At 62.9% G+C, this 26,196-nt stretch carries 21 protein-coding genes and 1 other RNA gene; 10 read left to right on the top strand and 12 right to left on the bottom strand.

From position 1 onward, the window contains the following. Positions 1-59 precede the first annotated feature (59 nt). From FIV42_RS22515 to FIV42_RS22500, 4 genes are all read left to right on the top strand, one after another. Positions 60-3,998 (top strand): Ig-like domain-containing protein, encoded by a 3,939-nt coding sequence (locus FIV42_RS22515; protein WP_168210865.1) that lies wholly within the window; start codon positions 60-62, stop codon positions 3,996-3,998. Positions 3,999-4,190: 192 nt separating this feature from the next. Further along, positions 4,191-4,379 carry an NADAR family protein gene (locus FIV42_RS22510; protein WP_174769523.1) on the top strand — a complete coding sequence of 63 codons (189 nt, stop codon included), beginning with the start codon at positions 4,191-4,193 and terminating at the stop codon, positions 4,377-4,379. 568 nt (positions 4,380-4,947) lie between these two features. Continuing rightward, complete coding sequence (locus tag FIV42_RS22505) at positions 4,948-6,798, top strand: serine/threonine protein kinase (RefSeq protein ID WP_141199869.1); 1,851 nt, start codon at positions 4,948-4,950, stop codon at positions 6,796-6,798. Between the two features lie 503 nt (positions 6,799-7,301). Further along, complete coding sequence (locus FIV42_RS22500; RefSeq protein WP_168210864.1) at positions 7,302-9,305, top strand: carboxypeptidase-like regulatory domain-containing protein; 2,004 nt, start codon at positions 7,302-7,304, stop codon at positions 9,303-9,305. A gap of 129 nt (positions 9,306-9,434) precedes the next feature. Here FIV42_RS22500 and FIV42_RS22495 read toward each other — a convergent pair whose 3' ends face one another. After that, positions 9,435-9,671, bottom strand: coding sequence for a hypothetical protein (locus tag FIV42_RS22495; RefSeq protein ID WP_141199867.1), 237 nt, complete (start codon positions 9,669-9,671; stop codon positions 9,435-9,437). 576 nt (positions 9,672-10,247) lie between these two features. On the opposite strand from FIV42_RS22495, the gene FIV42_RS22490 reads away from it, so the two are divergent. Then, positions 10,248-10,610: a hypothetical protein gene (locus tag FIV42_RS22490; RefSeq protein WP_141199866.1), complete on the top strand. Its 363-nt coding sequence runs from the start codon at positions 10,248-10,250 to the stop codon at positions 10,608-10,610. A 79-nt stretch (positions 10,611-10,689) separates the two neighbouring features. Beyond that, the gene (locus FIV42_RS22485; RefSeq protein WP_141199865.1) at positions 10,690-11,412 is read left to right on the top strand and encodes a hypothetical protein; all 723 of its coding nucleotides are present in this window, start codon (positions 10,690-10,692) and stop codon (positions 11,410-11,412) included. A gap of 267 nt (positions 11,413-11,679) precedes the next feature. Here the strand turns inward: FIV42_RS22485 and ssrA are convergent. From ssrA to FIV42_RS22465, 4 genes are all read right to left on the bottom strand, one after another. After that, positions 11,680-12,076: a transfer-messenger RNA gene (ssrA, locus tag FIV42_RS22480) on the bottom strand. 534 nt (positions 12,077-12,610) lie between these two features. Then, the gene (gene smpB / locus FIV42_RS22475) at positions 12,611-13,093 is read right to left on the bottom strand and encodes an SsrA-binding protein SmpB (protein WP_141199864.1); all 483 of its coding nucleotides are present in this window, start codon (positions 13,091-13,093) and stop codon (positions 12,611-12,613) included. 26 nt (positions 13,094-13,119) lie between these two features. Then, entirely contained in the window at positions 13,120-13,587 is a 468-nt protein-coding gene (locus FIV42_RS22470) for a hypothetical protein (protein WP_141199863.1), read from the bottom strand. A gap of 244 nt (positions 13,588-13,831) precedes the next feature. Further along, positions 13,832-15,010 (bottom strand): tetratricopeptide repeat protein, encoded by a 1,179-nt coding sequence (locus FIV42_RS22465; RefSeq protein ID WP_141199862.1) that lies wholly within the window; start codon positions 15,008-15,010, stop codon positions 13,832-13,834. 470 nt (positions 15,011-15,480) lie between these two features. Here FIV42_RS22465 and ffh point away from each other — a divergent pair, with 470 nt between their 5' ends. Beyond that, on the top strand, positions 15,481-17,118 hold the full coding sequence (ffh, locus tag FIV42_RS22460; RefSeq protein ID WP_141199861.1) for a signal recognition particle protein: 1,638 nt from the start codon (positions 15,481-15,483) through the stop codon (positions 17,116-17,118). Positions 17,119-17,121: 3 nt separating this feature from the next. Further along, complete coding sequence (locus FIV42_RS22455) at positions 17,122-17,877, top strand: YIP1 family protein (protein WP_141199860.1); 756 nt, start codon at positions 17,122-17,124, stop codon at positions 17,875-17,877. A gap of 153 nt (positions 17,878-18,030) precedes the next feature. Here FIV42_RS22455 and rpsI read toward each other — a convergent pair whose 3' ends face one another. The 6 genes from rpsI to FIV42_RS22425 all read right to left on the bottom strand — a co-directional run bounded on the left by rpsI (position 18,031) and on the right by FIV42_RS22425 (position 24,326). Beyond that, complete coding sequence (gene rpsI, locus FIV42_RS22450; protein WP_141199859.1) at positions 18,031-18,429, bottom strand: 30S ribosomal protein S9; 399 nt, start codon at positions 18,427-18,429, stop codon at positions 18,031-18,033. A 14-nt stretch (positions 18,430-18,443) separates the two neighbouring features. Next, positions 18,444-18,875 (bottom strand): 50S ribosomal protein L13, encoded by a 432-nt coding sequence (gene rplM, locus FIV42_RS22445; protein ID WP_141199858.1) that lies wholly within the window; start codon positions 18,873-18,875, stop codon positions 18,444-18,446. A 233-nt stretch (positions 18,876-19,108) separates the two neighbouring features. After that, positions 19,109-19,903, bottom strand: coding sequence for an outer membrane protein assembly factor BamD (locus FIV42_RS22440; RefSeq protein WP_168210863.1), 795 nt, complete (start codon positions 19,901-19,903; stop codon positions 19,109-19,111). A 228-nt stretch (positions 19,904-20,131) separates the two neighbouring features. Then, positions 20,132-21,067 carry a hypothetical protein gene (locus FIV42_RS22435; protein WP_141199856.1) on the bottom strand — a complete coding sequence of 312 codons (936 nt, stop codon included), beginning with the start codon at positions 21,065-21,067 and terminating at the stop codon, positions 20,132-20,134. A 264-nt stretch (positions 21,068-21,331) separates the two neighbouring features. Further along, entirely contained in the window at positions 21,332-22,195 is an 864-nt protein-coding gene (locus FIV42_RS22430) for a hypothetical protein (protein ID WP_141199855.1), read from the bottom strand. A 244-nt stretch (positions 22,196-22,439) separates the two neighbouring features. Further along, entirely contained in the window at positions 22,440-24,326 is a 1,887-nt protein-coding gene (locus FIV42_RS22425; protein WP_141199854.1) for an AMP-binding protein, read from the bottom strand. 184 nt (positions 24,327-24,510) lie between these two features. On the opposite strand from FIV42_RS22425, the gene FIV42_RS22420 reads away from it, so the two are divergent. After that, a complete protein-coding gene (locus FIV42_RS22420) occupies positions 24,511-24,864 on the top strand; it encodes a hypothetical protein (protein WP_141199853.1) in 354 nt (117 codons plus the stop codon). A gap of 98 nt (positions 24,865-24,962) precedes the next feature. Here the strand turns inward: FIV42_RS22420 and FIV42_RS31480 are convergent, their stop codons facing one another. Next, complete coding sequence (locus tag FIV42_RS31480) at positions 24,963-25,415, bottom strand: GAF domain-containing protein (protein WP_390619676.1); 453 nt, start codon at positions 25,413-25,415, stop codon at positions 24,963-24,965. 239 nt (positions 25,416-25,654) lie between these two features. Here FIV42_RS31480 and FIV42_RS31475 point away from each other — a divergent pair, with 239 nt between their 5' ends. Beyond that, positions 25,655-26,029 (top strand): pentapeptide repeat-containing protein, encoded by a 375-nt coding sequence (locus FIV42_RS31475; protein WP_390619674.1) that lies wholly within the window; start codon positions 25,655-25,657, stop codon positions 26,027-26,029. The last annotated feature ends 167 nt before the right edge of the window (positions 26,030-26,196 follow it).

Genomic DNA, 26,196 nt, shown 5'->3' with positions numbered 1-26,196 from the left:
TCGAGTCGGAGGCGGCAACGAGCGAACACAGCGACGAACAGCCGGACTGGCAGGCCTTGGTGAACCGGAGAATTGCCGACGGTGAGTATCGAATTCAGCAGGCTGGAGAGAGCGGAGTCTTTCGGGCGTTCAACCGCGCCCAAGGGCTTCGCGCACGCTTCAGCGCCGACGCGACCGAGGTCCGCCCCGGCGAAGGCGACTCCGCCGTCAGACTGCGGCTCGAGAGCTGGGGCCGAGCCGGGAAGCTCGTAGACGCCGGTGGGGGCGATCTCGCGGAGGGTGGCTGCCCCGACGCGGCCCTCGTCGATGCTCGCGGTCAGTGCTTGAGGCGACTCGAGAACCGTTTCGCGGGCATTACCGAGTGGTGGGCGAACCGCGCCGAAGGCCTCGAGCAGGGCTGGACCGTGACCGACCCCGTTGGAGGAAGTGGACCGCTGATCGTCGAGGTGAGAGTCGACGGAGCTCGTGTCGAGGTCGACCGCGACGGTCAGTCCGCCGCGTTCGTTACCGCCCATCGGCGGCTTCGTTATGACAAACTTGCGGCATGGGATGCGCGCGGCCAGACGCTGGCAGCCCGTATGATCCAGCGAAGCGACGGCCTCGCCATCGAGGTCGACGACACCGGCGCAGTCTACCCGGTGGTGGTCGACCCGTTGTTGACCACCCATTCCTGGTCGGCCGAGCCCAACCAAGCAGGTGCGCTTTTGGGGAGTTCGGTCAGCAGCGCTGGTGATGTCAATGGCGACGGCCTTGACGACGTCATCATCGGAGCCCCGAGCTATGACAATGGTCAGAACAACGAGGGCGCCGCCTTTGTGTATCATGGCTCGGCGAATGGTTTGTCGTCGACGGCCGCCTGGGTCGCAGAGTCGGATCAGGGTGGCGCCCGATTCGGCAATTCGGTCAGCGGCGCCGGCGACGTCAATGGCGACGGCTTCGATGACGTCATCGTCGGGGCTTACTTCTACGACAATGGACAGTCCAGCGAGGGTAGAGCTTTTGTCTACCACGGCTCGACCGCCGGCCTCGCCGCGACTCCGGCATGGACCAGCGAGTCTGACTGGTCCATGGCGCGATTCGGGGAGTCGGTAGGCGGTGCCGGTGATGTCAACGGCGACGGCTTCGACGATATCATTGTCGGGGCGCCCTACTACGGAAACGACAACGAGGGTCGTGCCTTTGTCTACCACGGGTCGGCGGGAGGACTTTCGACGAGCGCTGACTGGACCGCCGACGGCCTGTTCAACAACACGTTTTTCGGCAGCTCCGTCAGCAGCGCAGGCGACGTCAACGGTGACGGTGAGGATGACGTCATCATCGGCGGCCCCGGCTACACGCTGGGTGAGGACGACGAGGGCAGCGCCTTTGTCTACCTGGGCTCACCTTCCGGCCTGGCGACATCCAGCTACTGGAACGTCGAGCTCGACAAGGTTGACGCTCAATTCGGCAACGCCGTCAGCAGCGCTGGTGATGTCAACGGCGACGGCTACGATGACATCATCGTCGGCGCACACACGTACTCCAACGGAGAGACCCGGGAAGGCCGAGCTTATGTCTTTCACGGGTCGGCGCTGGGCCTACAGGGAACGGAGGCATGGAGGGCCGAGCTGAATATGGCAGATGCCCGCTTCGGCAGCGCCGTCAGCAGTGCCGGCGATCTCGATGGCGACGGCTACGACGACGTCATCGTGGGCGCGCGATGGTACTCCAGCGGCGAGAGTAATGAGGGTGGTGCGTTCGTCTACCATGGCTCGGCCAATGGTCTGTCGACGAGCGCTGGCTGGACGGCAGAGAGCAATCAACCAAACGCGTATTTTGGTAGCTCGGTGGGCAGCGCCGGCGACGTCAACAATGATGGCGTCGACGACATCATCGTCGGCGCAAGCCACTACGACAACGGCGAGAGCGGTGAAGGTAGCGCCTTCGTCTACCATAGCGTCCGCGTCAACCTGAAGCCGAACGCCTCGGACGACACCGTAAGCCTCGACGAAGACACGAGCACCTCGATCGACGTGCTCGCCAACGACAGCGACCCCGACGCCGATAGCCTCTCCGTCACCAGCGTCTCGACGCCATCTCATGGCACGGCCACCGTCAGCGGCTCGCAGGTCGTCTACACTCCCGACGCCAACTACAACGGGACCGACTCATTCACCTACACCGTGGGCGATGGCAACGGCGAGACCGACTCCGCCACCGTCTCGTTGACCATTACACCGGTCAATGACGCCCCGCAGGCCAATGACGACCCTACGACTCTGGCCGAAGATACCCCCGTGGTCATCGACGTCATCGCCAATGACCAAGATATCGAGGGGCACAATCTGACGGTCATCAACGTCTCGTCGCCTGCCCACGGCACGACGAGCACCAACGGCTCGCAGATCGTCTATACGCCGGACACCGACTACCACGGCTCAGACTCCTTTACCTACACCATCAGGGATTTGCTTGGGGGAACGGACACCGCCACGGTCGCCCTGACCATCACACCGGTGAACGACGCACCCGAGGCAGTCGACAACGCCGGCACAATGGACGAAGACACCATCGTCGCCATCCGCGTGTTGCGCAACGACAGCGACCCGGACGGCGACGCCCTCACCTTGACGAGCGTGGGCACGGCCTCCCATGGCACGGCGAGCATCCGCCCCTCACACGGGGACATCCGCTACGCGCCGGACGCCAACTACCATGGCCCGGAATCGTTCACCTACACCGTGGGCGACGGCAACGGCGGCTCCGACACTGCCACCGTCTCGCTGACAATTACCCCGGTCAACGATCCCCCGCAGGCCGCCGACGATTCGACTTCGCTGGCTGAAGACACTACCGCCAGTATCGACGTCCTCGCCAACGACGACGACGTCGACGGCGACAGCCTGTCGGTGACCAATATATCGACCCCGTCGCACGGCACGACCACCACCACAGGCTCGAACATCACATACACCCCCGACGCCAACTACAACGGCGCCGACTCGTTCATCTACACCGTAAGCGACGGGAACGGTGGCAGCGACACAGCCACGGTGACTGTGAACATCGGCTCGGGCAACGACAACCCTCAGGCCGCCGACGACTCGGCGAGCGTCGATGAAGACGCGTCGACCGCCGTCGACGTGCTCGCAAACGACACTGATCCCGACGGCGACAGTCTGTCCATCGACAGTGTGACGACGCCGGCAAACGGCACGGCAACTATCGCCGGCTCGCAGATCACCTACACCCCCGATGCGAACTTCCACGGCATGGACTCGTTTCGATACACCACCGGCGACGGCAACGGAGGCTCGGACACCGCCACCGTGTCGATCATGGTCCGCGCGGTGCCCGACGCGCCAGTTTTTGTGGCCCCCACGCCCGATGACGGCGCGAGCTTTTCGGTCGCCGACGGCGAGACCTTGAGCCTGACACTCACCGCCCGAGACGCCGACGGTGATACCCTGACTTACGATGTCCAGCCCTTGCCCGGCGGGGCGAGCCTCGATGCTTCGACCGGCGCGTTCACGTGGACGCCGTCCCACCAGGATGCCGGTGACTATCAACTCACGCTGTCGGTTACCGACGGCGTGGCAGACGATACCCGCCAAATAGACGTCTCGGTTACCGTGACCGACACCGACGCCGACAACGACGGGGTCGACGACGCCGATGACGCTTGCCCCAACGAGTACGGTACCGAGCCTGACGGCTGTCCCGAAGCGCCGGGGGCCGATGCCGGACCCGATACCGGTGTCGATGTCGGCATCGATGTCGGCATCGATGTTGGTGTCGATGCCGGACCCGACACCGGTGTCGATGTCGGCAGCGACGCCGGCCCCGATGTCAGCGTCGACACTGGCAGCGACACCGACCTCGTCGTAGTCCGCCCCGGCGACCAGGCCGGCGCCGAGGAAGGCTGCGGATGCAACGCGACCAGTGGACCGTCGAACGCCACCGCGGCGCTGATGGTGCTGTTGGGACTTGTCGGGCTTCGGCTTCGGCGGCGCTCTTGAAGGATGAGCTCGGCCGCCCGTTGTCGGAGGGCAACGGGCGGAGTCCGGCACCGTTCGCTGCCCTGCGCCATGACAAGCATTGGTGTATGACAATCAAGCAAGTACTCCTCGCCCACGACTTCCACTGGCCTGCCGGGTGAGAATGCGGCATGATGACGTCGTTCCACCTACGGCACAATCCAGGGGCGACGCATGGCCGACGAAACGATCCGCTTTTTTCATCTGGAAGAGCCCTATGGCTGCCTGTCCAACGCCTCGCGGCACGGGCTCTTCCTCGACGGCACTTACTGGCCGACAGTCGAGCACTACTTCCAGACGGGGCGGCGAATAGAATCTGCTCGGAAAGCTGTGGATGCAGGTGCGCGAGCGCCTCGAAACTAGACCAAATCCTACGAAGAACGAGCCTCGCAGCGCCGCGCGGTTTCAAACGGAGCCCCAAATGCCAATGTCCGACTACTACAGAAGCCTGCGCGACAAGGTCGGCCACGGCTTGTTGATGATGCCCGCCGTCGCCGCGGTCATCCACGACGCCGAGGGTCGCGTACTGATGATGCGCCACCGCGGAGGGCTTCCGTCTTTCGGTGCGAGTGCTTCCAGCTCTCGCTGGCGAGGGCAAGATGCCCACGCACCGAACAAGTCGCGCGCTTTCGGTGCGAGTGCTTCCAGCTCTCGCTGGCGAGGGCAAGATGCCCACGCACCGAACAAGTCGCGCGCTTTCGGTGCGAATGCTTCCAGCTCTCGCTGGCGAGGGCAAGACGCCCACGCACCGAACAAGTCGCGCGCTTTCGGTGCGAGTGCTTCCAGCTCTCGCTGGCGAGGGCAAGATGCCCACGCACCGAACAAGTCGCGCGCTTTCGGTGCGAGTGCTTCCAGCTCTCGCTGCGGAGATAGGCCCTATGGTATCGTGACCGAACAGCAGTCAGAACGTGCTCTGGACGATGGGTGAGGGATGACGGATGAATTAACCAGGCAAGAGTGGACTCGCCGGCAGTGGGAGCAGTTTGCCAAAGACCCTACGGCTCGACGAAACGTCGGCGCTCCGCCCCACGGCGAGGTACCACCACAGGTTCGACAACGCGTCATGCGGATGATCCGGGCCGAGGCCGAGAGCCGGCAGCCGGGCGACTTCGAACGGCCCTCGGCAGTGGTTGCCCCCTTCCTCTTGCACGAACGATATCTGGTGTGCGGGCTTCTGGGGTTTGGCGGTCAGGCCCGAACATGGTTTGCGCTCGACCAACAGAGCGGACAACACGTCGCGGTGAAGGAGCTCGATCTCGGCCGGCTGCAGCAGTGGAAGAGCCTGCAACTGTTCGAGCGTGAAGCCGAAGTGCTCAAGCGAATGGACCACCCCGGCGTGCCCCACTACGTCGATTCATTCAAACGACAGGACGGAGGGGACGTCGCGTTCTTCATGGCGATGGAGTTTATCGAAGGAGAAACCCTCGAAGAGGAGCTGCGCACGCACGGCTCCTTCGACCCGGCCGCTGCTGCCGACGTGCGCGACGCGCTGTTCGAAACGCTCTCCTACATTCATCGCTTCGAGCCACCCATCGTCCATCGCGATATCAAACCGTCGAACCTGATCCGCACCCCCGAGGGCCGGATCGTCCTCGTGGACTTCGGCACGGTCCAGGCGAGCGCAGCACGGAGCATGGGAGGCTCGACGGTCGTCGGAACCAGCGGGTACACGTCGATCGAGCAGTTCATGGGCAAGGCGGTGCCCGCGTCCGATCTCTATGCCGTCGGCGCGACGCTGCTGCACCTGCTCTCGAATCGTCCTCCCACCGAGTTCGAGACCGCCGAAAACCGCCTGCAATTCGACGACGTGGTCCGCCTGCCCGAACGATGGCGCCAAGGACTGCGCGCGTTGCTCGAGCCTGCCGTCGAAAGGCGTCCCAGCACCGTGGAGGCGGCCAGAGACGCCTTCGCGACGCAACCTGTTGAAGAACCCGAGAGTGAAAAGGCTCCGGAGAGCTCGAAAGAGAAGAGCTCCCCGCTGCTCAAGATAGTCATCGCCCTACTCGCCGTGACCGTCGTCCCGCTGTGGTATTACGGAGAGCAACGTCAAAAAGGATACGTGGACGTTGCGAATATCTACGAGACGAAGCCCGAAAGCGCGATGACCGTGCTGTTCATCGGAAATAGCCATACCTACTGGAGGATCCCCCGCTACGTCGCCGAAATGACCAAATCGGCCGGAGAAGCGCCTCTCTGGTACGAACTCTCTGCCTCACCGGGGCGGGATCTGAGCTGGCACGTCGACGAGGATGCGGAAAGCAAAATTCACAACGGTCAATACGACGTCGTCGTGCTGCAACCACAGAGCCTGGAGCCGGCCGCTCAGGAGACAACATTCGGCGCTGCGCTCGCCAAGCTGGAGAACGCGGCGATACAGAGCGACGCACGGTCAATCGTGTGGATACCCTGGGCGCGCGCTCCGGAGACAGACATCTACAATATCTATCCGGAGTTCGGCGACTACGACAGGCTCACGAAGGCGCTGGCTCGCGGCGTGCGTAGCTGGACCAGTAGCTCAGCGGTGTGTCCGATTGGAGAAGTGTGGGCAGACGTGCGCGAGGCACATCCCGACATCCGCCTGCACAGCCCGCAGAACGGCAATTCGGCGACGGCGGCCGGCTCGTACCTCACCGGCCTCGTGCTGTTTCACTGTCTGCACGGCGCCAGCCCCACGAAGGTGACCTGGGAGAGCGGCAAGATCTCGAAGGCGACATCCAGCACCCTGCGGCGCGCAGCGGCAAAGGCACTCGCCCCGGTTGGAGACGAGTCACCGGGCCAGTGAAAGACCGGTGCGCCCCCTGTACCGTTTTGAGAGCGCGACGCGCGGCCAACCGACATGGTGAGTTCGAACGGAAGGTCGTGCGTGACCCGCGGGGACATCGACGTCGGGCTGTTTCGCCCCTCCAAAGAGGTCACCGACGAGCGAATGCGCCCCCCTCGACGAGCCTTTGCACCAGCCTTGCACCAAGCTGGCCCCGCACTTGCATATAGGCTATGACGCCGATGTCGCTCGCCTGCGAAATCGGTCCCAAACGCCCTTCCTGGGCGGTATTCTCCGCCCAAAGCTCGCGAGCCATTCCGCTACTGCGAACCGCGCCGAACTCGAAATCTTCTGCTCGGCTGACATCAATGGCCGAAATTTTGGTACTCCGCCCCACCTCGATCCGCCCAGCACACCATCCCGCGCCGATGGCATCTTCGTTGCAATTACCCCTTCCCGGACGGCGGCGACCAACGTCGCCAACGTGAATGACTCAGATGGACTCTCAAATGGGAAGGATGACAATGAGACGCACGAGACACAGACGATGGAACCGACTCTTCAGCGCGCTCACCGTGCTCTGCCTGGCGGCGAGTCTGGGGGCCTGCTCCGACGACCAGGGCGGCGGCAGCGGCAACAACGCCAACAATAATGGCGGACAGGACGCGGCCACGGATACTCACGAAGACGCCTCCGGCAGCGACATCGGCCCTGACGCGGGCTCCGACGCAAGCGACGCCCAATCCGACGCCTCCGACGCCGAGACCCAGACGTCGTCGCTCGAACTGACCATCTTCGATATCGACGGCGAGCCGATCGACTCGGCCAATGTCACTCTGGCGAAGCCCGGCGCTTCGTCCGCCTCTCCGGCCACAGGCCAGACCAACGCCGACGGCGCTGTCTCCTTCGACGAGCTCACCTCCGGGCGCACCCTCGCCATGGTCGAGGCCGACGGCTTCGCACCGGCCACCGCCGTGGTCGACCTGCCCGCGAACACCGAGGCGGCCCGCTCGATTCACCTGCTGGCGACCGGCGCGCCCCACCCTTTCGACCCGACTACGGACAGCGAGCTTTACGAAGACCGGGTGCACGTGAGCATCCCGGCCAACTCGCTGGTCGACGCGGCCGGCGACGATTACACCGGCGCCGCCCAGGCGCTCATCACTCCGCTGAACCCATCGACCCACGAGCGCGCCGGCATGCCCGGCCCGCTCGAGGGCGTGCTCGAAGGTGACGACGACCCGACGCCGATGCAGTCGGTGTTCATGGCCGACGTCCAACTTCAGACCGACGCTGGCGAGCCGCTGTCGCTCAAAGATGGCGCGCAGGCCACCCTGGAGTTCGTGCTCCCGGACGACCTGCAGGACGACTACAGCCTCGGCGAAGAGATCGAGGCGTACTGGTACGACACCGACGCAGGCATGTGGCGACAGGAGGGCATGGGCGAGGTCATCGAGTCGACCTACGCCGCCGAGAAGCTCGCCTGGACGGTCGACGTCAGTCACTTCACCTGGTGGAACTGCGACGAGCCCTGGTACGACAAGGAGTGTGTGCAGGTCTCGGTCGTCGACGAAGCCAGCGGCGCCCCGGTCTCCGGCGCGCAGATCTACGTCGACGGCGTCTCCTACAACGGCACCTCCTACGGAATCACCGGTGACTCCGGCGTGACCTGCGTCGACTTCAAGCTCGGCTCAACCGCCCAGGTGAGCGCCGCCGGTTCCGACGGGCGCACCCAGATCGGCGACGCCGTCGAGATCTCCGGCACGGGAACCGCCGCGACATGCAGCGGCATGGGAGACGGTGATTGCCAGCAGGTCCAAATCGAACTCGCCCCGCCGTCGTGCCTCTCCGGCACGGTCGTCGACGAAGGCGGCAATCCCATCGAAGGCGCGACCATCTCCGGCCGCTACGACGGCCCCTTCGGCACCGAGAGCGAAACCGCGACGAGCGGCCCCTCCGGCGAATACTGCTTGGCAGTTCCGCGCGGCGCCGAGGTCGACGTGGTCGTCACCCACACGGACGCCAACGGCGAGTTCATGACCGCCTCGTCAAGCGTCACCGCCGCCGACGCCTCCCTTGTCTGCGGCGACGACTCGTGCACCGACGTCGACCCCCTGACTCCTGAAGTCGGCCAAATGAGCTGCATCAGCGGCGAGGTGATGACCAACCCCGGCACCAACGACTTCGGACCGGTCTCCCCGGGTACGCACGTCTATGTCTTCCACGGACAACGAGGCGACGCTGCCGGCATGGGTGACTTCGTCATCGACTGCACCAAGCCCCCCGAGGAATGGGGCACGCTGCTCGCCGAGACCACGACCAACGCAGACGGCTCGTTCTGCGCGCCGACCCCCGTCGCCGCCGTCGACGTCAGCGTGGTCGCCGGCAAGTGCGGCAGCCAAGCCGAGCGTTGCCTGCGCGTGCGCGGCGGCGTCTCCGTCGCCCAAGCCGCAAGCTGCGGCGACGGCGACTGCACCGACCTGATCGAACCGATCTACATGTTCAATGAGTGCGGCGAAGGGCCGTAACACCGCCAGCCGCCGGGCTATCTAAGTCGGGCTATCTGGAAGGTACAGGGGCGGGGATGGTCTCCCTAGTTCACCATCCTCGCCCCTGGCCAACCCTTCGTTCAGCGGTAGACTATGCACCCACTCTCCTCAGTTGAGCTCAGTCACGCCCACAAGCGGCTTGTCCGCGGCCACGTTGCGCTCGTGTTGCGCCTGCGCTTCTTCGGCCGACGTGAATCGCTGCACCACAATCGACCCGTCGTGGCGGTTGATGGTCATCACGCAGTGGTCGCCGCGGCCGACCTCGACGTAGTCGGACTTTTGCTTTTGGCGCCGGCGCCGCTTGTCACTCTTCTGGCCGCGCTCTTTGCGAATCTTGATACCCATATCGCTGCTCCTATCACCCATGGTGTGGTTGTCTGCCGAAAACGACGAGCAAAGGCCCTTGCCCCCCTCAATACGGTTTTCGGCAGATCGGGGCGATTCGTTGCGTACTTTCTCGATCTTTTTTTGCATCCCGCGCCAAGAGCCCGACCTCACACACGAAAGTTTACCCTTTAATCTCAGCAACTTACCGACCCGCCACAGACGCCTCCCCATCGTTCGACAGAAGCGCGATTCTCTGTTCACTCTGCGTCGAATGGCTCCTTCGCAACGACCCTGCCTTGCTCACGAGCGGTCCTGTTGACGGCAACCACATATGTCCCCGGCGAGGTTCTACGGGCAAACAGAGAATGACGGCCCTCGGCCGGTTAGCCGCCGGAAACACACCCACCAGAAACCCCAACCTTCCCAGCATCTTACACCCCACCACACCTCACACACATCGGACCGGGCACAAAAAAGTACGCAACGATCAGCGCCGTTTTGCCGAAAACAAGAATGGAAGGGACAAGCATGATGTACGGGCGGTCCCGAGTCACCGAACGCAACAAAATCGACCACACGACACGGAGAATTCTCATGGACCGACAGCAACTCTTGCACCGATGCCGAATGGCGCTCGCCATCAACCGCCTCGAGCAGCGCATCGACCACACCCTCGACCAGTGCCGACGCTTCGACCAAATGGCCGAGCCGCTCGAGACCTGGGCGACGCAGTGGTCGACGGCCACCCTCGAGCGCTGGCTCAACCTCGACAACCTGCCGCTCGAAGAGCGCGAAAAAGCCTTGGTCGCCCTCGCCCTCCAAGCCACCGAGGAGGCCGGCGCCATCCTCCGCGCCTACGACCCGGCCGGCGCCGGCCAAGACCACGTCCTCTTCCACCAAGTTGCCTGCATCGAGTGGGAGCAGCGCCACCGGGCGCGCGGGACGCGGGCGGCGTGAATAATGCGCGAAAAAACGGAGAGCAGAGATGGGACGTAGACGAAAGCGTAACCGAAAACCAAAAGGAAAGCGCCGGCAGGTGAAGTGGCTCGACGACGACATCGTCGTGTGGTCGTACCGCAAGGCGAAGAAGTGCCGCGCGTGCGGCCGGACCTTCGAAGGCCGCCGCTCGTTGGTCGTCTTCCAAGGGAAGAAGACATCCAAGCCGACCTGCATTAACTGCATGAGACTCGACGCCCTGGCCTTCCTACCCGCCGGCAACGCCAAGCTAACGCGCCGGGCCTCCAAATACAGCTCCGTGCGCGCGGTGGTGGTTCGCCACCGGCGCAAGTACGTCGAACGCTTCGGCATTCTCGTGGAGCCCGAAGCGGTGTTTCGCGCCTGCGACGAGTGCGAGGTGCCCGTTCCCGAAGGCAGCCAGGAGCCAATCGCCGGAACCCCAACCGCCCTGCCCCCGCGCATCATGCTCGCCTCGCGAGACGAAGACTACGACCCGGACACCGCTCGAACTCGGCAGGTGCTCGGCGACGAGAACGAGGTGAAGCCGCATCGCTCGCGAGGTTCGTACGACACCGGTGCCGACGACATCACAGCGATCGCAGAACTGATCTGCCAGGCGTTTCCAGGACGCTCCCGCAGACGCGCCCGCAACATCGCGAGGTTTGGACTGCGGCACGGCGTGCTGCGGTCTGCACCCACCGCGGTTCTAACAGCGGCCGACGTCGGCCCACTGGTGTCGAAGTACCTTCGCCGCCACCAAGCCCAAGCGTGCGAAGCCGAAAGGTTGTCGCAAACGACTTAGGAGGCAGGTCATCTTGACCTGGTAGCGAGGCCGCCCGCTCACGCAAGCCGATGTCTGAGGCCTACCTGCTAGAAGGGCGACCTTCTTCGACAGCCTCTGACATCCTAGGGTTGCGTGGGCGAGGCTCCTTGGTTGCTGATGCCCCCTCCGACTCGCGCTGTACGGCGCACGAGCCACCTCCCCCACGGGGGAGGAGCCCCTCGCCGGTTTGCGGCTTTTGTGATTCAAGAAACAAAAAAAGACCCGAGGACAAAAGTCCTCGGGTCCGAATGGAGGCGGCGGGAATCGAACCCGCGTCCGCGGAAGATCCACTGAACGCTGCTACGTGCGTAGTCCGTGTTTGAAGTTTTACCTCCTTCAACCACTGTCCACGGACAGGCTATGGCGAAAGAGGGGCCTTCTCATGTGTCGCCCCAGACCGAAGACCGAACTTCCTGGGGCCAAGCCTGCTTTTCGTCGTCCCTAAAGCCCCACAGGCGAGGTGCAATAGTGGACGGGCGGTTTTACCCGCGTCTATTCACGACAGTCTGCTTACGCAGCCATCGCATACTGGTTTGTATCGTTGCCAGTTGTAGATTCTCGACAGTTAATAACGTGGTCACCGAGATACCCACGGCACGAAATCGTTCGCTTCAACATCCCACGTCGAAGCCAGTGCGCCCCCGTAAAGGGTGTGACTGGACTGAGTGGTGTCGTGAAACGACTTTCTCAGTCGGTTGTCAAAGAGCGTCGGGTCAGCCGAGCCTTCCCGATTACACCCTTGAGATGCGGCGAATCGCGGAAGGTTTCAAAACTTTGCCGGACCCGGGAACCTAAGGGCTTTTGGGTGCGGTGTCAAATGCGTAACCCGTCATTCGTTAGTAAAACTGGTGACGGGTCGCGATTGTTCCAATTTTTTTGGGGAAATTAAGGGGAACTAAGAGTAACTAAGCCGCTCGCTTCGCGAGCTAGTGACTAAGGGGAACTAGAGACCAGAATGACCACATCCGATTAGTACTACTTGGTCACTTTCGGTGAACCCGCCCTGGAGCGGCCCAGAACCACGATCGCTTCGGCGTCATTCTTCCATGATGCGCACCGGCATCGCTGTCAGAATGCCTTCTCGCGCTCGTGGCCCTGGTCTCGCTCAGGTGCGGACCACGAAATTGACCAAGTAGTATTAGTCACCCTTAGCCTCTCTTAGTCACCCTTAGCCCCATCAATAATCCGACGAGCGCCGATCGTGCTGGCGAGCGTGCTCGCGGGCCATCTCGCGCTTGTGTTGCTTCTTTTTGAGCTCGTGGCGCTTGTCGAACAGCTTTTTACCCTTGGCCAGGCCGAGCTCGACCTTCACGTGGCTCCCCTTGAAGTACAGCGCCAGGGGGATGAGCGTGTAGCCGGCGGTCTCGACCTTGTTCTCGAGCCGGTTGAGCTCGCGCCGGTGCATCAAGAGCTTGCGGTCGCGCTCGGGCTCGTGGTTCTCGTGAGTGCCGTGCGAGTACGGCGGGATATGGGCGTTGACAAGGTACAGCTCGTGGTTCTCGAAGCGCGCGTAGGCGTCCTTGAGCTGTACCTTGCCCTCGCGCAGGCTCTTGACCTCGCTGCCCACGAGCTTGAGGCCCGCCTCGTACTCCTCGTCCACATAGTAGTTGTGGCGGGCCTTACGATTGCGGGTGATGATTTTGATGTTGTCGTCGCCCATGGCGTTCGACTCGATCTAGAGGCTTATTAGCGCTTCGACTTTTGGTTGCACACAAGCTTGATGAGCTCGCCGTCTTCGAACAAGACCTCGACCTTGGTCGGCGAGACGAGCTCGAGCACGAACCCGATGCCGAACTTGGGGTGGTCGACGGTGTCGTTCTCGGTCAGCTCGACGTCGAGCGAGTACGGCTTGGCGGCGGCCAGATCCGTCTCCTCTTTGAGGGCGGCGTAGGCCTTCTCGGCCGACTCGGGTGACTCGAAGTACGTCGAGTCGATGATGCCCTCGACGAGCTTGCGGTTCTTCTTGCGCTGGGCGGCGCTCATGCGCTTGGGGTTGGCCTTGGCGGCGTTCTCCGGGGCCTTCTCCAAGAGCTCGTCGTCGATCTCGGTGGCCTGGAAATCGTCGTCGTCGTAATCTTCCGGCTCGACGTCGAGATCGACGTCGTCGTCGCCCATTTCGAGTTCTTCGTCTTCGAATTCTTCTTCGTCCGACATGGCGGCTGCTCCTATGCAATCTTGCTCAGGGGTCGAGCGCCGAGGCGCCGCGACACAGGGATACCAATCTAAAAATCACTGTCACCGCGATTCTTATGAACCGCACATGCGTATGGTGTCAAGCGCCGAAGAGGCGCGCCCCAGACGACAGAAGGATGCGTATCGCCGCTGACACGCATCCTTCCATCTTAGACACCCGCACGGCGAGTTAAAACCAAACCGCGCGATTGATCGGGCAGTGGCCCTACTTCTTGTCGCCGGCCTCGTCGGCTTCGGCCTTGGCGCCCGACTCGGCCTTGTCGGCCTCCTTACCCTCGCCCTCGGCTTTGGCCTTTTCGGTCTGCTGCTTGACCTCGAAGCCCATCTTGAGCACCGCGTCGAGCGGCAAGGCGGCGGTCAGCTTGCAGTCGCGGCGGCCGGCCTCGATCTTGACGCCCTTGTTGACGCTGGCGGGCACGCGCATCTTCGAGAAGTCGGACTCGGCGGGGATGCCGGTGGCCTCGACGATGGCCTTTTCGACCGACGGGACCAGGACTTCCTGGCGCATGGCGATGTCGCAGATGATCGCGGCGTGCTGGGCGCTGCGACGCTTCAGGTCGACCTTCTTGCCCTGGCTCTTCTCGATGGCCTTCTCGGCCAGCGCTTCCATGTCACTGTCGAGCGACTTCTCGACGCTGACTTTGATGGTCTTGTTCTCGGCGTCGTAGCGGTCCTCTTTCTGCAGCTCGGGCTTGGCCTTCTCGTTGAAGTAGCCGAGCATCTGCTCTTTGTTGGCCTCGAAGCGAAGGTTCGTGGCGCGCTCCTCGGCGTTGCTGCGCTTCTTGGAGCTGGTGTAGAGCTGCGGGATCTTTTCGTAGACCGCGGCCGCCTCGAGCTTCTTGCCCTGCTCGACGAGCTTCTTGGCCTGATTCTCGTACGCGGTGACGAGCATGGTGTTCAGGCGGGTCTTCTTGGGGTTGATCTCGAGGCCCTTTTTGACCACCTCGATATACTTGTCGGGGCTCTCGGACGGATCGATCGACTCGGCCCAGTCCTCATAGAGCTTGAGCATATTCTCCTGCAGGAGTGCCTTCTGGCTCTCCTGCTTGGTCGACAGTTCGGCGCCCTCTTTGCCAAAGCCCTGGGCGTCCCACAGCGACTTGTACTGCTCCTCGGCCTTGACGTAGTTGCCGCGAAGCTGCTCGACCTCGCCCATCTTGCGCTTGGCGGTGAAGTTCTCCGGCTCGGCTTCGAGCACCTCTTTGAGGTACTTCTCGGCCTCGTCCGGCTTCTCGTTCATCACGGCGACCTGAGCGGCGCTCAGCTTCTCTTTGGGGCTCGGCTCGCAACCGGTCGACGCCGCGGCAATCAGTCCGACGAAAAGGACGGCGAGCACCGAGCGGGTCCAGCCTTGCTGCATGATGAGCTGTATGTTGATCTGCATATCTCTCTTCTCCGTATGTGCGTAACCCGACGCAAAAAAGGTCGAAAACACCCTCACTTATATAGGCCGCAGCCACGGCCCGCAAGTTTGCTGCCTATTTCGTCCAGATGGCACCATCCTAACACGCTCGGGCTCAGTTGACAGCCCACCGCCCAGTGGATACGTTGCCAGCCAGCCTGACGGACCTGTCGGAGGGCCCTTTTCGGGGCGGTATTTGCCGCCTCAGCGAAGGCCGTTCGCCAATCCGCACCTCCCGCTGTCGGCACAAAGGGCCGGCAGTCGCCCTCCCACATCGAGCCGCCGCCGGTGGACCTGCGTGTCGACCGGAACAAGCGGCTCTGTTTACACGTTCGTTCCGTGCGACTTTTTCGTACGAGTTTTTCGTGAAGCAACCAGCATAAATCGGGTGCGCCACTTGAGCGCCCCAATCGGCATCCAGTTTCTAGAGACCAAAGGGTTTGGCAATGGCTATGTTTGACGTTGTCGCGAAGGGTTTTCGCGACGTACGCAATCGCTTCGAGGGGAAGCGGGAGATCACCGAAGAGAATATCGACGACGCCCTCAAAGACATCCGCATGGCGATGCTCGAGGCGGACGTCAACTTCCGCATCGCCAAAAAATTCATCAAGCAGGTCAAGGAAAAGGCCATCGGCGAGGTCGTCAAGGTCAAGGCCAAGGCCAACGAGAAGGTCGAGGTCACCCCGGGCGACCACTTCGTCAAGATCTGCCACGACGAGCTCGAAGGGCTTCTGGGCCCGGTGGACACCTCCATCGTCTTCTCGAACCCGCGGCTGGGTCCGACCAAGATCATGATGGTCGGCCTGCAGGGCTCGGGTAAGACGACCACCACCGGCAAATTGGCCAAGTACCTGATGGAGCGCGAGGGCAAGCGGCCCCTGCTCGTGGGCGCCGACGTCTATCGTCCGGCTGCTATCGAGCAGCTTCGCCAGCTCGCCGAGCGCATCGACGTGCCGGTGCACGCTCGCGAAGGCGCCGACCCGGTCGAGGTCTGCAAAGAGGCGCTCAAGATCGCCGAGGACAAAGACCGCGACATCATCCTGTTCGACACCGCCGGCCGCCTGGCCGTCGACGACGTCCTCATGGAGGAGCTCGAGCAGATCATCGATACGACCAAGCCCGAGAACATCTTCCTGGTCGCCGACGCCATGATCGGCCAGGACGCGGTCAACACCGCCAAAGAGTTCAACGACCGCTTGGAGGTCGACGGCTTCATCATGACCAAGCTCGACGGTGACGCCCGCGGTGGTGCCGCCCTGTCGATCAAAGAGGTCACCGGCAAGCCCATCAAGTTCATCGGTGTCGGCGAGAAGCTCGACGACCTCGAGGAGTTCCGCCCCGAAGGCTTGGCCAACCGAATCCTCGGATTCGGCGACGTCATGGGCCTGATGGACCGCTTCGAGCGTACGCTGTCCGACGAGGAAGCGCAGCGCGCCGAGAAGGATGCCATGCGCATGCTCTCGGGCGAGTTCGACTTCAACGACTTCTACAACCAGCTCGAGCAGATCTCGAAGATGGGCTCGATGAGCGAGCTCATGGAGATGATGCCGTTCTTTGGCGGCGGGCTGCCCGACGACGTGGCCGTCGACGACAGCGAGCTGGGCAAGATCCGCGCGATCATCCAGTCGATGACCGACAAGGAGAAGACCAACCCGGATCTGCTGACCAAGCAGCCCAACCGGGTGCGGCGTATCGCCAAGGGCTCGGGCTCCGAGCAGGAGAAGGTCGAGCAGGTCATCCAGCAGTTCAACATGATGCGCGGCATGATGCAGCAGTTCAGCAACATGGGCGGCGGATTCTTGAACAAGATTCCGGGCTTCAAGCAGCTCAACGCCATGCGCCAGATGAAGGACATGGACATCGGCTCGCTGATGGGCGACCTTCTGGGCGGCGGCGGAGGCGGCGGACAGTCGCAAGGCGGCGGACTGCCCGGCATGGGCGGCATGAACCTGCCCCCGGGCTACACCCCGCCGAGCCACCACCGCCAGGCGATGGACGGCTCGAACTCGAAGTCGATGTCGCGCAACAAGAGAAAGCGCAAGCGCAAGAAGACTCGTCGCCGCAAGCGCAAAAAGGACGACAAGAAGTAAGCAGTGACTACCTCCCAGCGACACGCTGACCACAGAACGTGTTCGCACCATGAAGGCGCGCCGGCTATCGCCATCTGCACCGAGTGCGGTGGCGATATCTGCGCCGCCTGTCATGGGAGCGACCTTCGCGGCTATTGCATCTGCAGTGTGTGCCGCGAGAAGTTCGCGCCTCCCACGACCCCGTGGGAGGATCCGAACGAGGACTACTCACCGCGCGCCTTCGCGCGCACCCTCGTCGACGTGGTCACCTCCCCGAGAACCTTTTTCCAAAACGTGCGCTTTTCGGGCTCCTGGGGCCCGGCGGTGGCCTTCGGGTTGCTGTGCCTGGGCGTCGGGCTCTTGTTCAGCACCGGCTGGCAGATGCTCTTCTTCGAGCAGTACCAGGAGCTGATCAACACCGTCGCCGAGCAATCGGGCGCCACCTTCGACATGGCGCGCGTGGCGCTGTTTGTCGCTGTGCCCATCCGCGCGGTGCTCATCTTCATGGCCCACGTGGGGATCTTTCACCTGGCGACCCGACTCGCCGGCGGCCACTCCAGCTTCAGCCTGAGCGCGCGCATCGTCGGATACGCCAGCGCCGGCTACGCCTTTTTGCTCATCCCTCCCATCGCCGAGTTTCCCCTCGGCCACTTCCTGTCGATCATCTGGGTCTTCAACATCGAGATCGGCGCCCTGCGCATGTATTTCCGCATGGGCATCTGGCGCGCGATGTTCGTGGTGATGGCGACGTTGATGTTGTTGTTGCCGTTTGGGTTTTGAGAAGGCCTTCAGAAATCGAGGCGCCCCATAAGGAGAGACGCAAGAACACAAAAACGCCCGACGCGCACATACACGTCGGGCGTTTTTTGTTGTGCGGGCCGCGTCCCTGCGGCCCAATGCTGCCGGTACAGCAACTGTGTCGGTCGACTCGGCTTAGCGCTTCGAGAACTGGAAGCGAGCGCGAGCGCCTTTCTGACCGTACTTCTTACGCTCTTTGACGCGAGCGTCGCGGGTCAGGAAGCCGGCCTTCTTGAGCGGCGAACGAAGGTCGCCGTCGTACAGCTCGAGGGCGCGGGCGATGCCCAGCTTGATGGCGTCGGCCTGGCCGCTCTTGCCGCCGCCTCGGACGGTGGCGTAGATGTCGAACTTGTCGCTCATGTCGACGAGCTCGAGCGGCTGGCGGATGATCATCATCAGGGTGTCGCGAGCGAAGTACTCGTCGGCGTCCTGCTTGTTGACGGTGACGTTGCCGCTGCCGCCGGGGCGCAAAAAGACCCGAGCGCTAGCGCTTTTACGACGACCGATTGCGTGAAACTGTTCTACTTTGGCCATGGCTGTCTATCTCCTCAGTCGATCTCGAAAGTTTGGGGCTGCTGGGCCGAGTGCGGATGGTCGGCGCCGCTGTAGACCTTGAGTTTTTTGATGATCTTGCGGCCCAGCGTGTTCTTGGGCAGCATCCCCTGCACCGCAAATTCGATGACCTTTTCCGGGGCTTTTTCCATCAACTCACCGGCACCGATCTCTTTGAGGCCACCCGGGTAGAGGGAGTGGCGACGGTACATCTTGTCGGTGAGTTTGTTACCCGAAAACTCGACTTTGTCGGCGTTGATGCACACCACAAAGTCTCCGCAGTCAACGTGCGGCGTGTAGATCGGCTTGTGCTTTCCGCGCAGCAGTTTCGCGATCTCGCTGGCTGCCCGACCGACCGTTTTTCCTTCCAGGTCGACCAGGTGCCACGCGCGCTCAACATCCTGCTCTTTGACGCTAAACGTCTTCATGGCTGCTCTCGTCTAGTCTTGCCCGCTCGTTGGGCCCCGCTTGTCTCCCATCGTGGGGGGGGCGTGGCAGGCAGTGTATCGTGATTGCTCGTAGCTACATTCAGATAGCTAAAAAATCTTGTTCGGCGCGCGACTCTGTCGATTTACCGGGAAAAATCACAGGCCGGAACCGAGGGGGGATGGTATAGCTATCGTGGGTCGTCGTGTCAACTCTCCTTCTCCCTCGCCCTTCCTCACTCCAGCTCATACTCGGCGAGGTAGTCCTGGGCCTCCCGAGCGAACTCGGTGTTCGGGTGATACTCGATGAGATCGCCCAGCGCGGTCTTGGCCTTCTGGAGGTCGCCCAGCTCGATGTAGGAGCGGGCGAGCAAGAAGAGCGCCTGCGGGTCGAGTCCGAGGCCCGAGTAGTTCTCGAGCAAGTAGCGCAGCCGCATGGCGGCGGCGCGTGGGTTGTCGCGGTCGAGGTAGAACTTGGCGACGTACAACTCGTGGTCGGCCAGTCTGCGGCGCTCTTGGGCCAACAGCTTGCGCGCCCGGTCGGTGTACTCGGAGTTCGGGTAGCGCTTGATGAAAAGTCTCATCTCGCGCACCGCATCCCGCGTCCTGGCGAGGTCGCGCTCGTAGGCCGGCGGCAAGAGCCACCAGTTTTCAGGCATCAGCTTGTGGAAGGCGAGCGCCACGCGCCAATGCGCGTAGGAGACCTTCGGGTGCTTGGGGTGCAGCTGGATGAAGTTTCGGTACTGCTCGACAGCGCTGGCGTACTTCTCTTGGGCGAAGTACGCGTCGCCGATGCGAAGCTCGCTCAGGGGCGCGTACTTGCTGTACGGGAACTTGTTGCGAACCGAATTGAATTGGCGGATCGCCTCCAGATAGTTGCCGTCCTCGAGATCTTCGTCAGCGCTCATGTAGCGCTGCTCGGCGGCGCCAGCATAGGTCTGGGGCTTGGCGTCGGAACCTGTGGCGCACCCGGCTCCCACTGTCAGCACAGGGGCCAACAGAAGCGCCATCATCAAGCTTATCACTCGCATTCGCATCGTTGTGTGTTCCCTTCGGAGTCGTGCAGCGGTTTCGGCGGCGACATTAGTCGCTCTTTACAAATGAGTAAACCCGCCCAGATCTTCCTTCAATTGATTGTTCCGTTGCGGAGCAGGTGGGCCCCAAAAGCAAACCGCCCGGCTCGCAAAGAGCGAGTCCGGGCGGTTTGTGTTCGACCTACTCAGAGCGCGGCTGCAATACACAACCACGTGTCTGCAGATTTACAGGTCGGTCGGCACGGTCACGTCGCTCAGACCGTTACCGCTGCCCACGGCGACTTCGCCGGTGCAGTTGCCTGCGAGGGCTTCGTCTTCGTTGAGCTCACAGATGGAGACGCTCCACTCGTCCTGGTCCGCCGAGGGAGACGTCTGGCACTGAGCGCCGTACTCGTAGACGGTGATGGTGTCGCCGGGAAGGATGTCGACAGCGGTGCCCTGGTCGTCGACGAACTCGACGATGAGCGAGCCGCCGCAGCCGAGGGCCACGACGCTGTCGGAGAAGCCAGCTTCCGGGCAGTCCTCGGCGTCGAGGCCGGGAGCGGTGCCGTCGATGACGCCGGCGGGCGAAGCCAGGTCGGTGCTGTGGTTGACACCGTCGTAGACCCACTGGGCCCAGAACGAGGAGCTGCCGTCAGCCGAGGTCAGCTCGATGCCGTACAGGTCGGAGCCCGGATCGTCGAGGCTGTCGCCGCACAGCGCGTCGTTGGTGGTGTCGGAGACATCGGTGATCTGAGCGAAGCCATAGATGGTGGCGACTTCGCACATACCCGAGTCGGTGTTGCAGGTCTCGCCTTCGGCGCAGTCGTCGTCGGTGGTGCACTCGGGCTCGGTGCCTTCGCACATGCCGGTTTCGGTGTTGCAGGTCTCGCCTTCGGCGCAGTCGTCGTCGGTGGTGCACTCGGGCTCGGTGTCGCCAAGCACGCAGACACCACCGCTGTTAGTGCGGTCGGTATCGCAGACTTCGCCCTCGACGGTGCAGTCGGCGTCGGTCTCACACGAGAAGCGACAGACCTTGTCCGTCTGATCGCAGAGCTCGCCTGCCGCGCAGTCTTCATCCGAAAGACAATCGTCTTCTTCGCTGCCACCACAAGCCACGATCAGGCCGGAACAGGCGGTCGATACCAGAAGGATTGCCAACAATTTCTTAAACGTCTTCATTTCTCTCCCCTACAGTGAGGTTTAGAGTGGAAGTAACACTAACCATCCAATTGCAGAACTCTCTTCGCCCACGTTCGGACAATCGAGCTCATCGATGCTCTTATCGAGCCATTTGTGCCAAGTTGCAAGTTGTTTGCCACCTGGGCAAAAAAACAATCAGTAAATGCGAACGTGCAATGAAGTTATGTGCCACATTTACCCATCGGCGACGAAAATGCAACGCACTCGCGCAATTTCAAGCTGCGCCTGCTCCTCTCGGCGGGCTCAGTCGAGGCTGATCGCCGCAAAACCGGAGGCAGGCTGAGGGTTTAGCTGCTTGGAGCAGTCGGTGACCGGGTCGATCGCCGCGCCCTCGCTCTGCGCGGTGCAGAAAAAGACGTCGTACGAATCGGCCGCAGCCTCAGCTCCGCAATTGGCCCCCCACTCGATGACGACGGCTTCCCAGCCATTATTCAACCGCAGGCGATCGCCGTCGGCATTGTCGAAGCCAAAGAGCGCGTAGCCCCCCTCCCCGCCCAGCGGAAGCGCTGTCTCGTCGAAGCCGCCGGAGACGCATTGGCCCTGCGCGTCGAGCAGCGGTGCTGCGCCGACGTGGGCGTCAGCGGGTCCGTCCGCCCCATTGACCGGCGAGTAGTCGAGCAACACGCCGAATCCGGTGGCCTCCTCGGTGGCCGCCGGACGAACGAAGACCGCCGCAATATCGGCGCCCAGGCCTCCGTCGGCCGGTTGTTCGCCCGTATCGACGGTGGTGCGGTCGCGGATGAGTATGCCCTGCTCGGGGTGCGCCACCGGGGTGATGCAGCGGTTGTCCGCGCCGCAGACCGCGTTGGGGCCGAAATCGGGCAGCGCGGCGCACTCCGCGTCGGTTTGGCAGCAGTCACCGCTCTGCTCGCAATTGTTCCCGGCGTCGTTGTTCTCGACCTCGAAATCCTCGCCCACGCAGATTTTGACGGTCTCGTCGCCGCCGGAGTTCTGACGCGCGTAGGGCTGGCAGATATCGTAAGGGGGCTCGCAATCTTCGGCCGCGGTGCAGGCCGCGTAGCAAGTCTGCTGGATACACAGGTTGCCGCCGGTGCAGTCGGAGTCGAATTGGCAGCTCGCGCCCAGGCCCGCGCACGACGCCGCCACACTCGCCGCCAATGCGGTGGCGGCGACAAGCAAAATTACCCAAGGGGCTGAATGGTGAGCCGTTCGGAACATCGAAACTCGGTCGAATCGGGACATCGGTGTCACAAGTGGAGCAACCCTACTCCAGTCGGGTGCTCGGCCTTTCTACTGTAGCCGGATTGGCGGTGGTGGGTCAAAGATGTGGTGGGGGTTTGGGGGTTTGGGAGTTTAGGGGTCTAGGGGTTTGGGGGTCGCGGGGGGGAGGTTATTTGGAGAGCCAGTTGTCGAGGCGCTGGAGGAAGGTGTTGCGCAGGCGGCTGGCTTCGGTTTGGGCGCGTTGGACGAAGCGGCGCACGCCTTCGAGTTCGCCGGCGGTGCGTTGGCGACGCTCGAGGCGGTCTTCGAGGTAGAGTCGACGCGCCAAAAAGCGGCGCACTTTGCCGCTGTGGGTCTTGGGGACCGAGCCTGGCGAGAGCGCGACCAGCGCGTGGGGGTCGATGCTCAGGTGCTTTCGAATCAGGGACTTGACGGCTCGCTCGACGTCGGACGCCTCGGTACCCGCCTGCAATTCGTAGGCGATGACCAGCAAGTTTGGCTCGGCGCCCTCGGCATCGGCAGAGGCAGTCACCGAAAAGGCGACCGCGCTGCCGGCACGAATGCCGTCGACGGAGTTGACGAACAGCTCGATCTCTTCGGGGAACACGAGACGCTCTCGTGCCGTCTCGATGGCGTCGCAGACGCGGCCGAGCACATAGAGTTCGCCTTCGGCGATGTAGCCGAGGTCGCCCGTCATCAGCCACTCGCCTTGCAAGCGCGTGCAGCCCGGCGAGTCCACGCGCCGCGAGGGTTTGTCGGCCGTATAGCCTTTCATCACATTCGGCCCGCGCACGCAGATCTCGCCGCAGTGGCGATCGTCGAGCTCCTGACCGTCGTCGCCGACGATCTTGACGTCGATCTCTTCGAGCGGCTTTCCGACCGAAACCAGGTGCAGGCGCTCGGCGGGGGATTTGGCGCCCTCTTCGGGCAAGGGTTCGGCGCGGCCTTCCTTCTCGAGCACCCGGCGGTTGATCCCGTCGATGCCGAACGGCTTGTTGAGCTCGGCAAAGGTGACCCCGACGGTCGCCTCGGCCAGCCCGTAGACCGGAAGGAAGACGTCGCGGCGGAGTCCGTAGTTGCTGAATCGCCGCACGAAGGCGTCCATGTGCTGGGCGCGTACGGGCTCGGCGCCGCTCATCGCCACGCGCCAACTCGACAGGTCGAGGCCCTCGAGGTTCGACTCCTGGCAGCGGCGCACCGCGTAGTGGTAGGCGAAGTTGGGTGCGGTCGACAATGTGCCGCGGTGCCGAGAGATCGCCGCCAACCACTCCTCGGGGCGCTTGAGAAAACGCTCGGGATGGATCAGCACCAGGTCGATGCCCCAGTAAAGCCCAAAGCAGATCAGGCCGACCAAACCCATCGAGTTGTACGGGGGAATCCACGAGACGCCGATATCGTCTTCGCGCACCTCGAGCGCGCGGCCGATGGCGCGGGTATTCGACAAGATATTGCGATGGGTGAGCTCGACGCCGCGCATCGGGCCAGTGGCTCCAGACGTCAGCTGGATATAGGCGATCTCGGGAAGCGAAGTGTGCGGCTCGACGACCGCGCCCACGGGCATGCCCTCGAGCAGCGAGGGGACCGTGTGCACTGACGAGACCGTGCCCGCCGGGCCCATCGCCGACAATTTGGCGATGTCGATGTCGGTGTCGGCGACGATGGCCGACGCGCCGAGCCGCTTGGCGGTCTTCATGAAGCGCGGCTCACCGTTCGCGTGGTCTTGGCGCCCCGGCGGCGGATAGGGCACGGGCGTGGCGCCGATGGCCACGGCCCCGAAAAAAGCGCTCATAAAGTCGAAGCCAGTCGACTGCAGAAGCATGACCCGCTCGAGCCGGCCGATCCCCTGGATTCGAAGGGAGGCGCCGACGCGAAGCGCGTTCTCCAAGATCTGCGTGTAGGTGCGAAATTCTTGGCTGCCGCGCGCGTCCATGATGTAGACGCCCGCTTTGCCGGCGAATTCGGGCGCACCACGAAGCACGTCGGCGACTGTGGCAAAGCGCCGACGGTTCTCCGAGGCGGGTCCGCCCCATTCCTTTTGCGTGTTGCCGCGAAGCATCGATTCTCTTCTGGGAACTACAAAGTCTCGACACGAGTGTATATCGCATCGGCGCGGGAATAGAAATTGCCTCGAACAGTGCTTATGATCATAGCACGACGGTCATAGGTACGGGTGCATCCAATAGCGTCGCGCCCTTGCTTTCAACGCACGGGCTTTCTTTCAACGCACGAGAGACGGATCCATGAGCACACTAATTATAGGTATTGTCACCTTCTTCTTACACGCCCTCGTGCTGAAGCTGGCTGTCGGCACCATGGGCGTGCCCCAGCACAAGAACTCATATTCGAAGGCAATGTGGCTTTCGTTTGGACTGGGCGTGGCCGGTCTGGTCCTGGGAATCCTGCCGTTCTTTTTGAGCTGGCCGCTGTACGCGGTGCTCTGGTTCGGCGTGATCATGTCATCGTATGACCTCGGCTTCACCAAGAGCGTGGGCGTCGCGACCATCCAACTGGTGCTCAAGGCGATGGTCGGCATCGTCATGTGGATCATCGGCTGGTACGCCAGCATCGGAGAAGCGTTCCAGATGGGATTCTAAGGACAACACACCTAAGAACAGCAGACATCAAAAAGCCCCCGCAGCCAAATCGGCTCCGGGGGCTTTTCTCGTTTACTCGATTTTACTCGATCACTCCACTACTCGATCTTCTCACGCCGCATGATCGTGTCGTGGACGTACTGGGCGAGCTGACGGCCCATATACGACAGGGCATTCATCTCGTCGGCCGTAAAGCCGGTGCCCGACTTCTTGTTCATCAGCTCGAGCGCGCCGTACACGCGGCCCTCGTACTGGATGGGGGCACATACGAGGCCCTCGGTCTCGTAGCCGAGTGACTCGGAGATGGCCTTGTAAAACCGCGGATCGTTGGGCGCGTCGCTAATGGCGAGGCTGACGCCTTCGCGGGTGCAGAAGCCGACGATGCCTTTGCCCATGGGCACGCGGTAATCCATGATTTCGTTCGCCTTGGGGCCGCGGGCGGTGGCGAAATACAGCTCACGACCGTTGACGTCGGCGAACAGCACGCTGCCGCTTTCGGCGCCGACCTTCTCCATGGCCATGTCCATGACGAAGTTGACGACGTTCTCCATCGGCTTGTCGCCTTCGTGGATCTCCTGGATCTCGAGGAAGATGTCCTCGATGAGCGACTCGGAGACCTTCTCGTTGCGCCGGCCGATCTCGACGGCCTTCTTCTGGTCGGTCTTCGAGCGCGTCTCACGAAGAACCTTGGGCTCTTGCTCGTCGGCGCGAAGCGCCTCGTGGGTCGACGAGCCCACGCGCATGCGATCGGCGCCGGCGAAGGAGTGCGGATCGGCCTGGGCGGCCTCTTGTGCTTGCGGCTCGGGCTCCGGTTCGGGCTCGGGCTCCGGTTCGGAGGCCGGCTCCGGTGCGGGTTCGGGCTCGGGTTCGGCGACCGGCTCCGGCTGAGCCTGTTGCTCGGTGGCGAACGGCTGCTCTTCGTTCAGGTCGATGCGCTGGGTGGCAGCCATCGATTGGGCGTCTTCTTGGACGGGCTCAGCCTGCTGAGTTGACTCGGGCTGAGTTGACTCGGGCTGAGTTGACTCGGGCTGAGTTGACTCGGGCTGAGTTGGCTCGGGCTGAGTTGACTCGGGCTGAGCCGGCTCAGTCTGGGCTGGCTCGGCCTGCGCTTCTTCAGCAGAAACCTCTTGGAGCACGAAGACGCGCTGGGTGGAGGCGTCGGTGACGTGGATGGTGTTGTCATCCTTGATATCACACATGACGTTTCGCACCGCATCGGCGCCTTCGCCCGTGCGCTGCAAGCCCGATTTGAGCGCGGACATCCAGTTGTCCGCCTCCACGGTGATCGTCACGTCGAATCCGTTCGGATCCGGCGAGGGGATGAATACCTCG

This window comes from Persicimonas caeni, assembly GCF_006517175.1.
GTDB classification, from domain to species: Bacteria; Myxococcota_A; Bradymonadia; order Bradymonadales; family Bradymonadaceae; genus Persicimonas; species Persicimonas caeni.
Note: the sequence above shows the minus strand (reverse complement) of the source record. Positions and strands in the feature narration are given on the sequence as shown.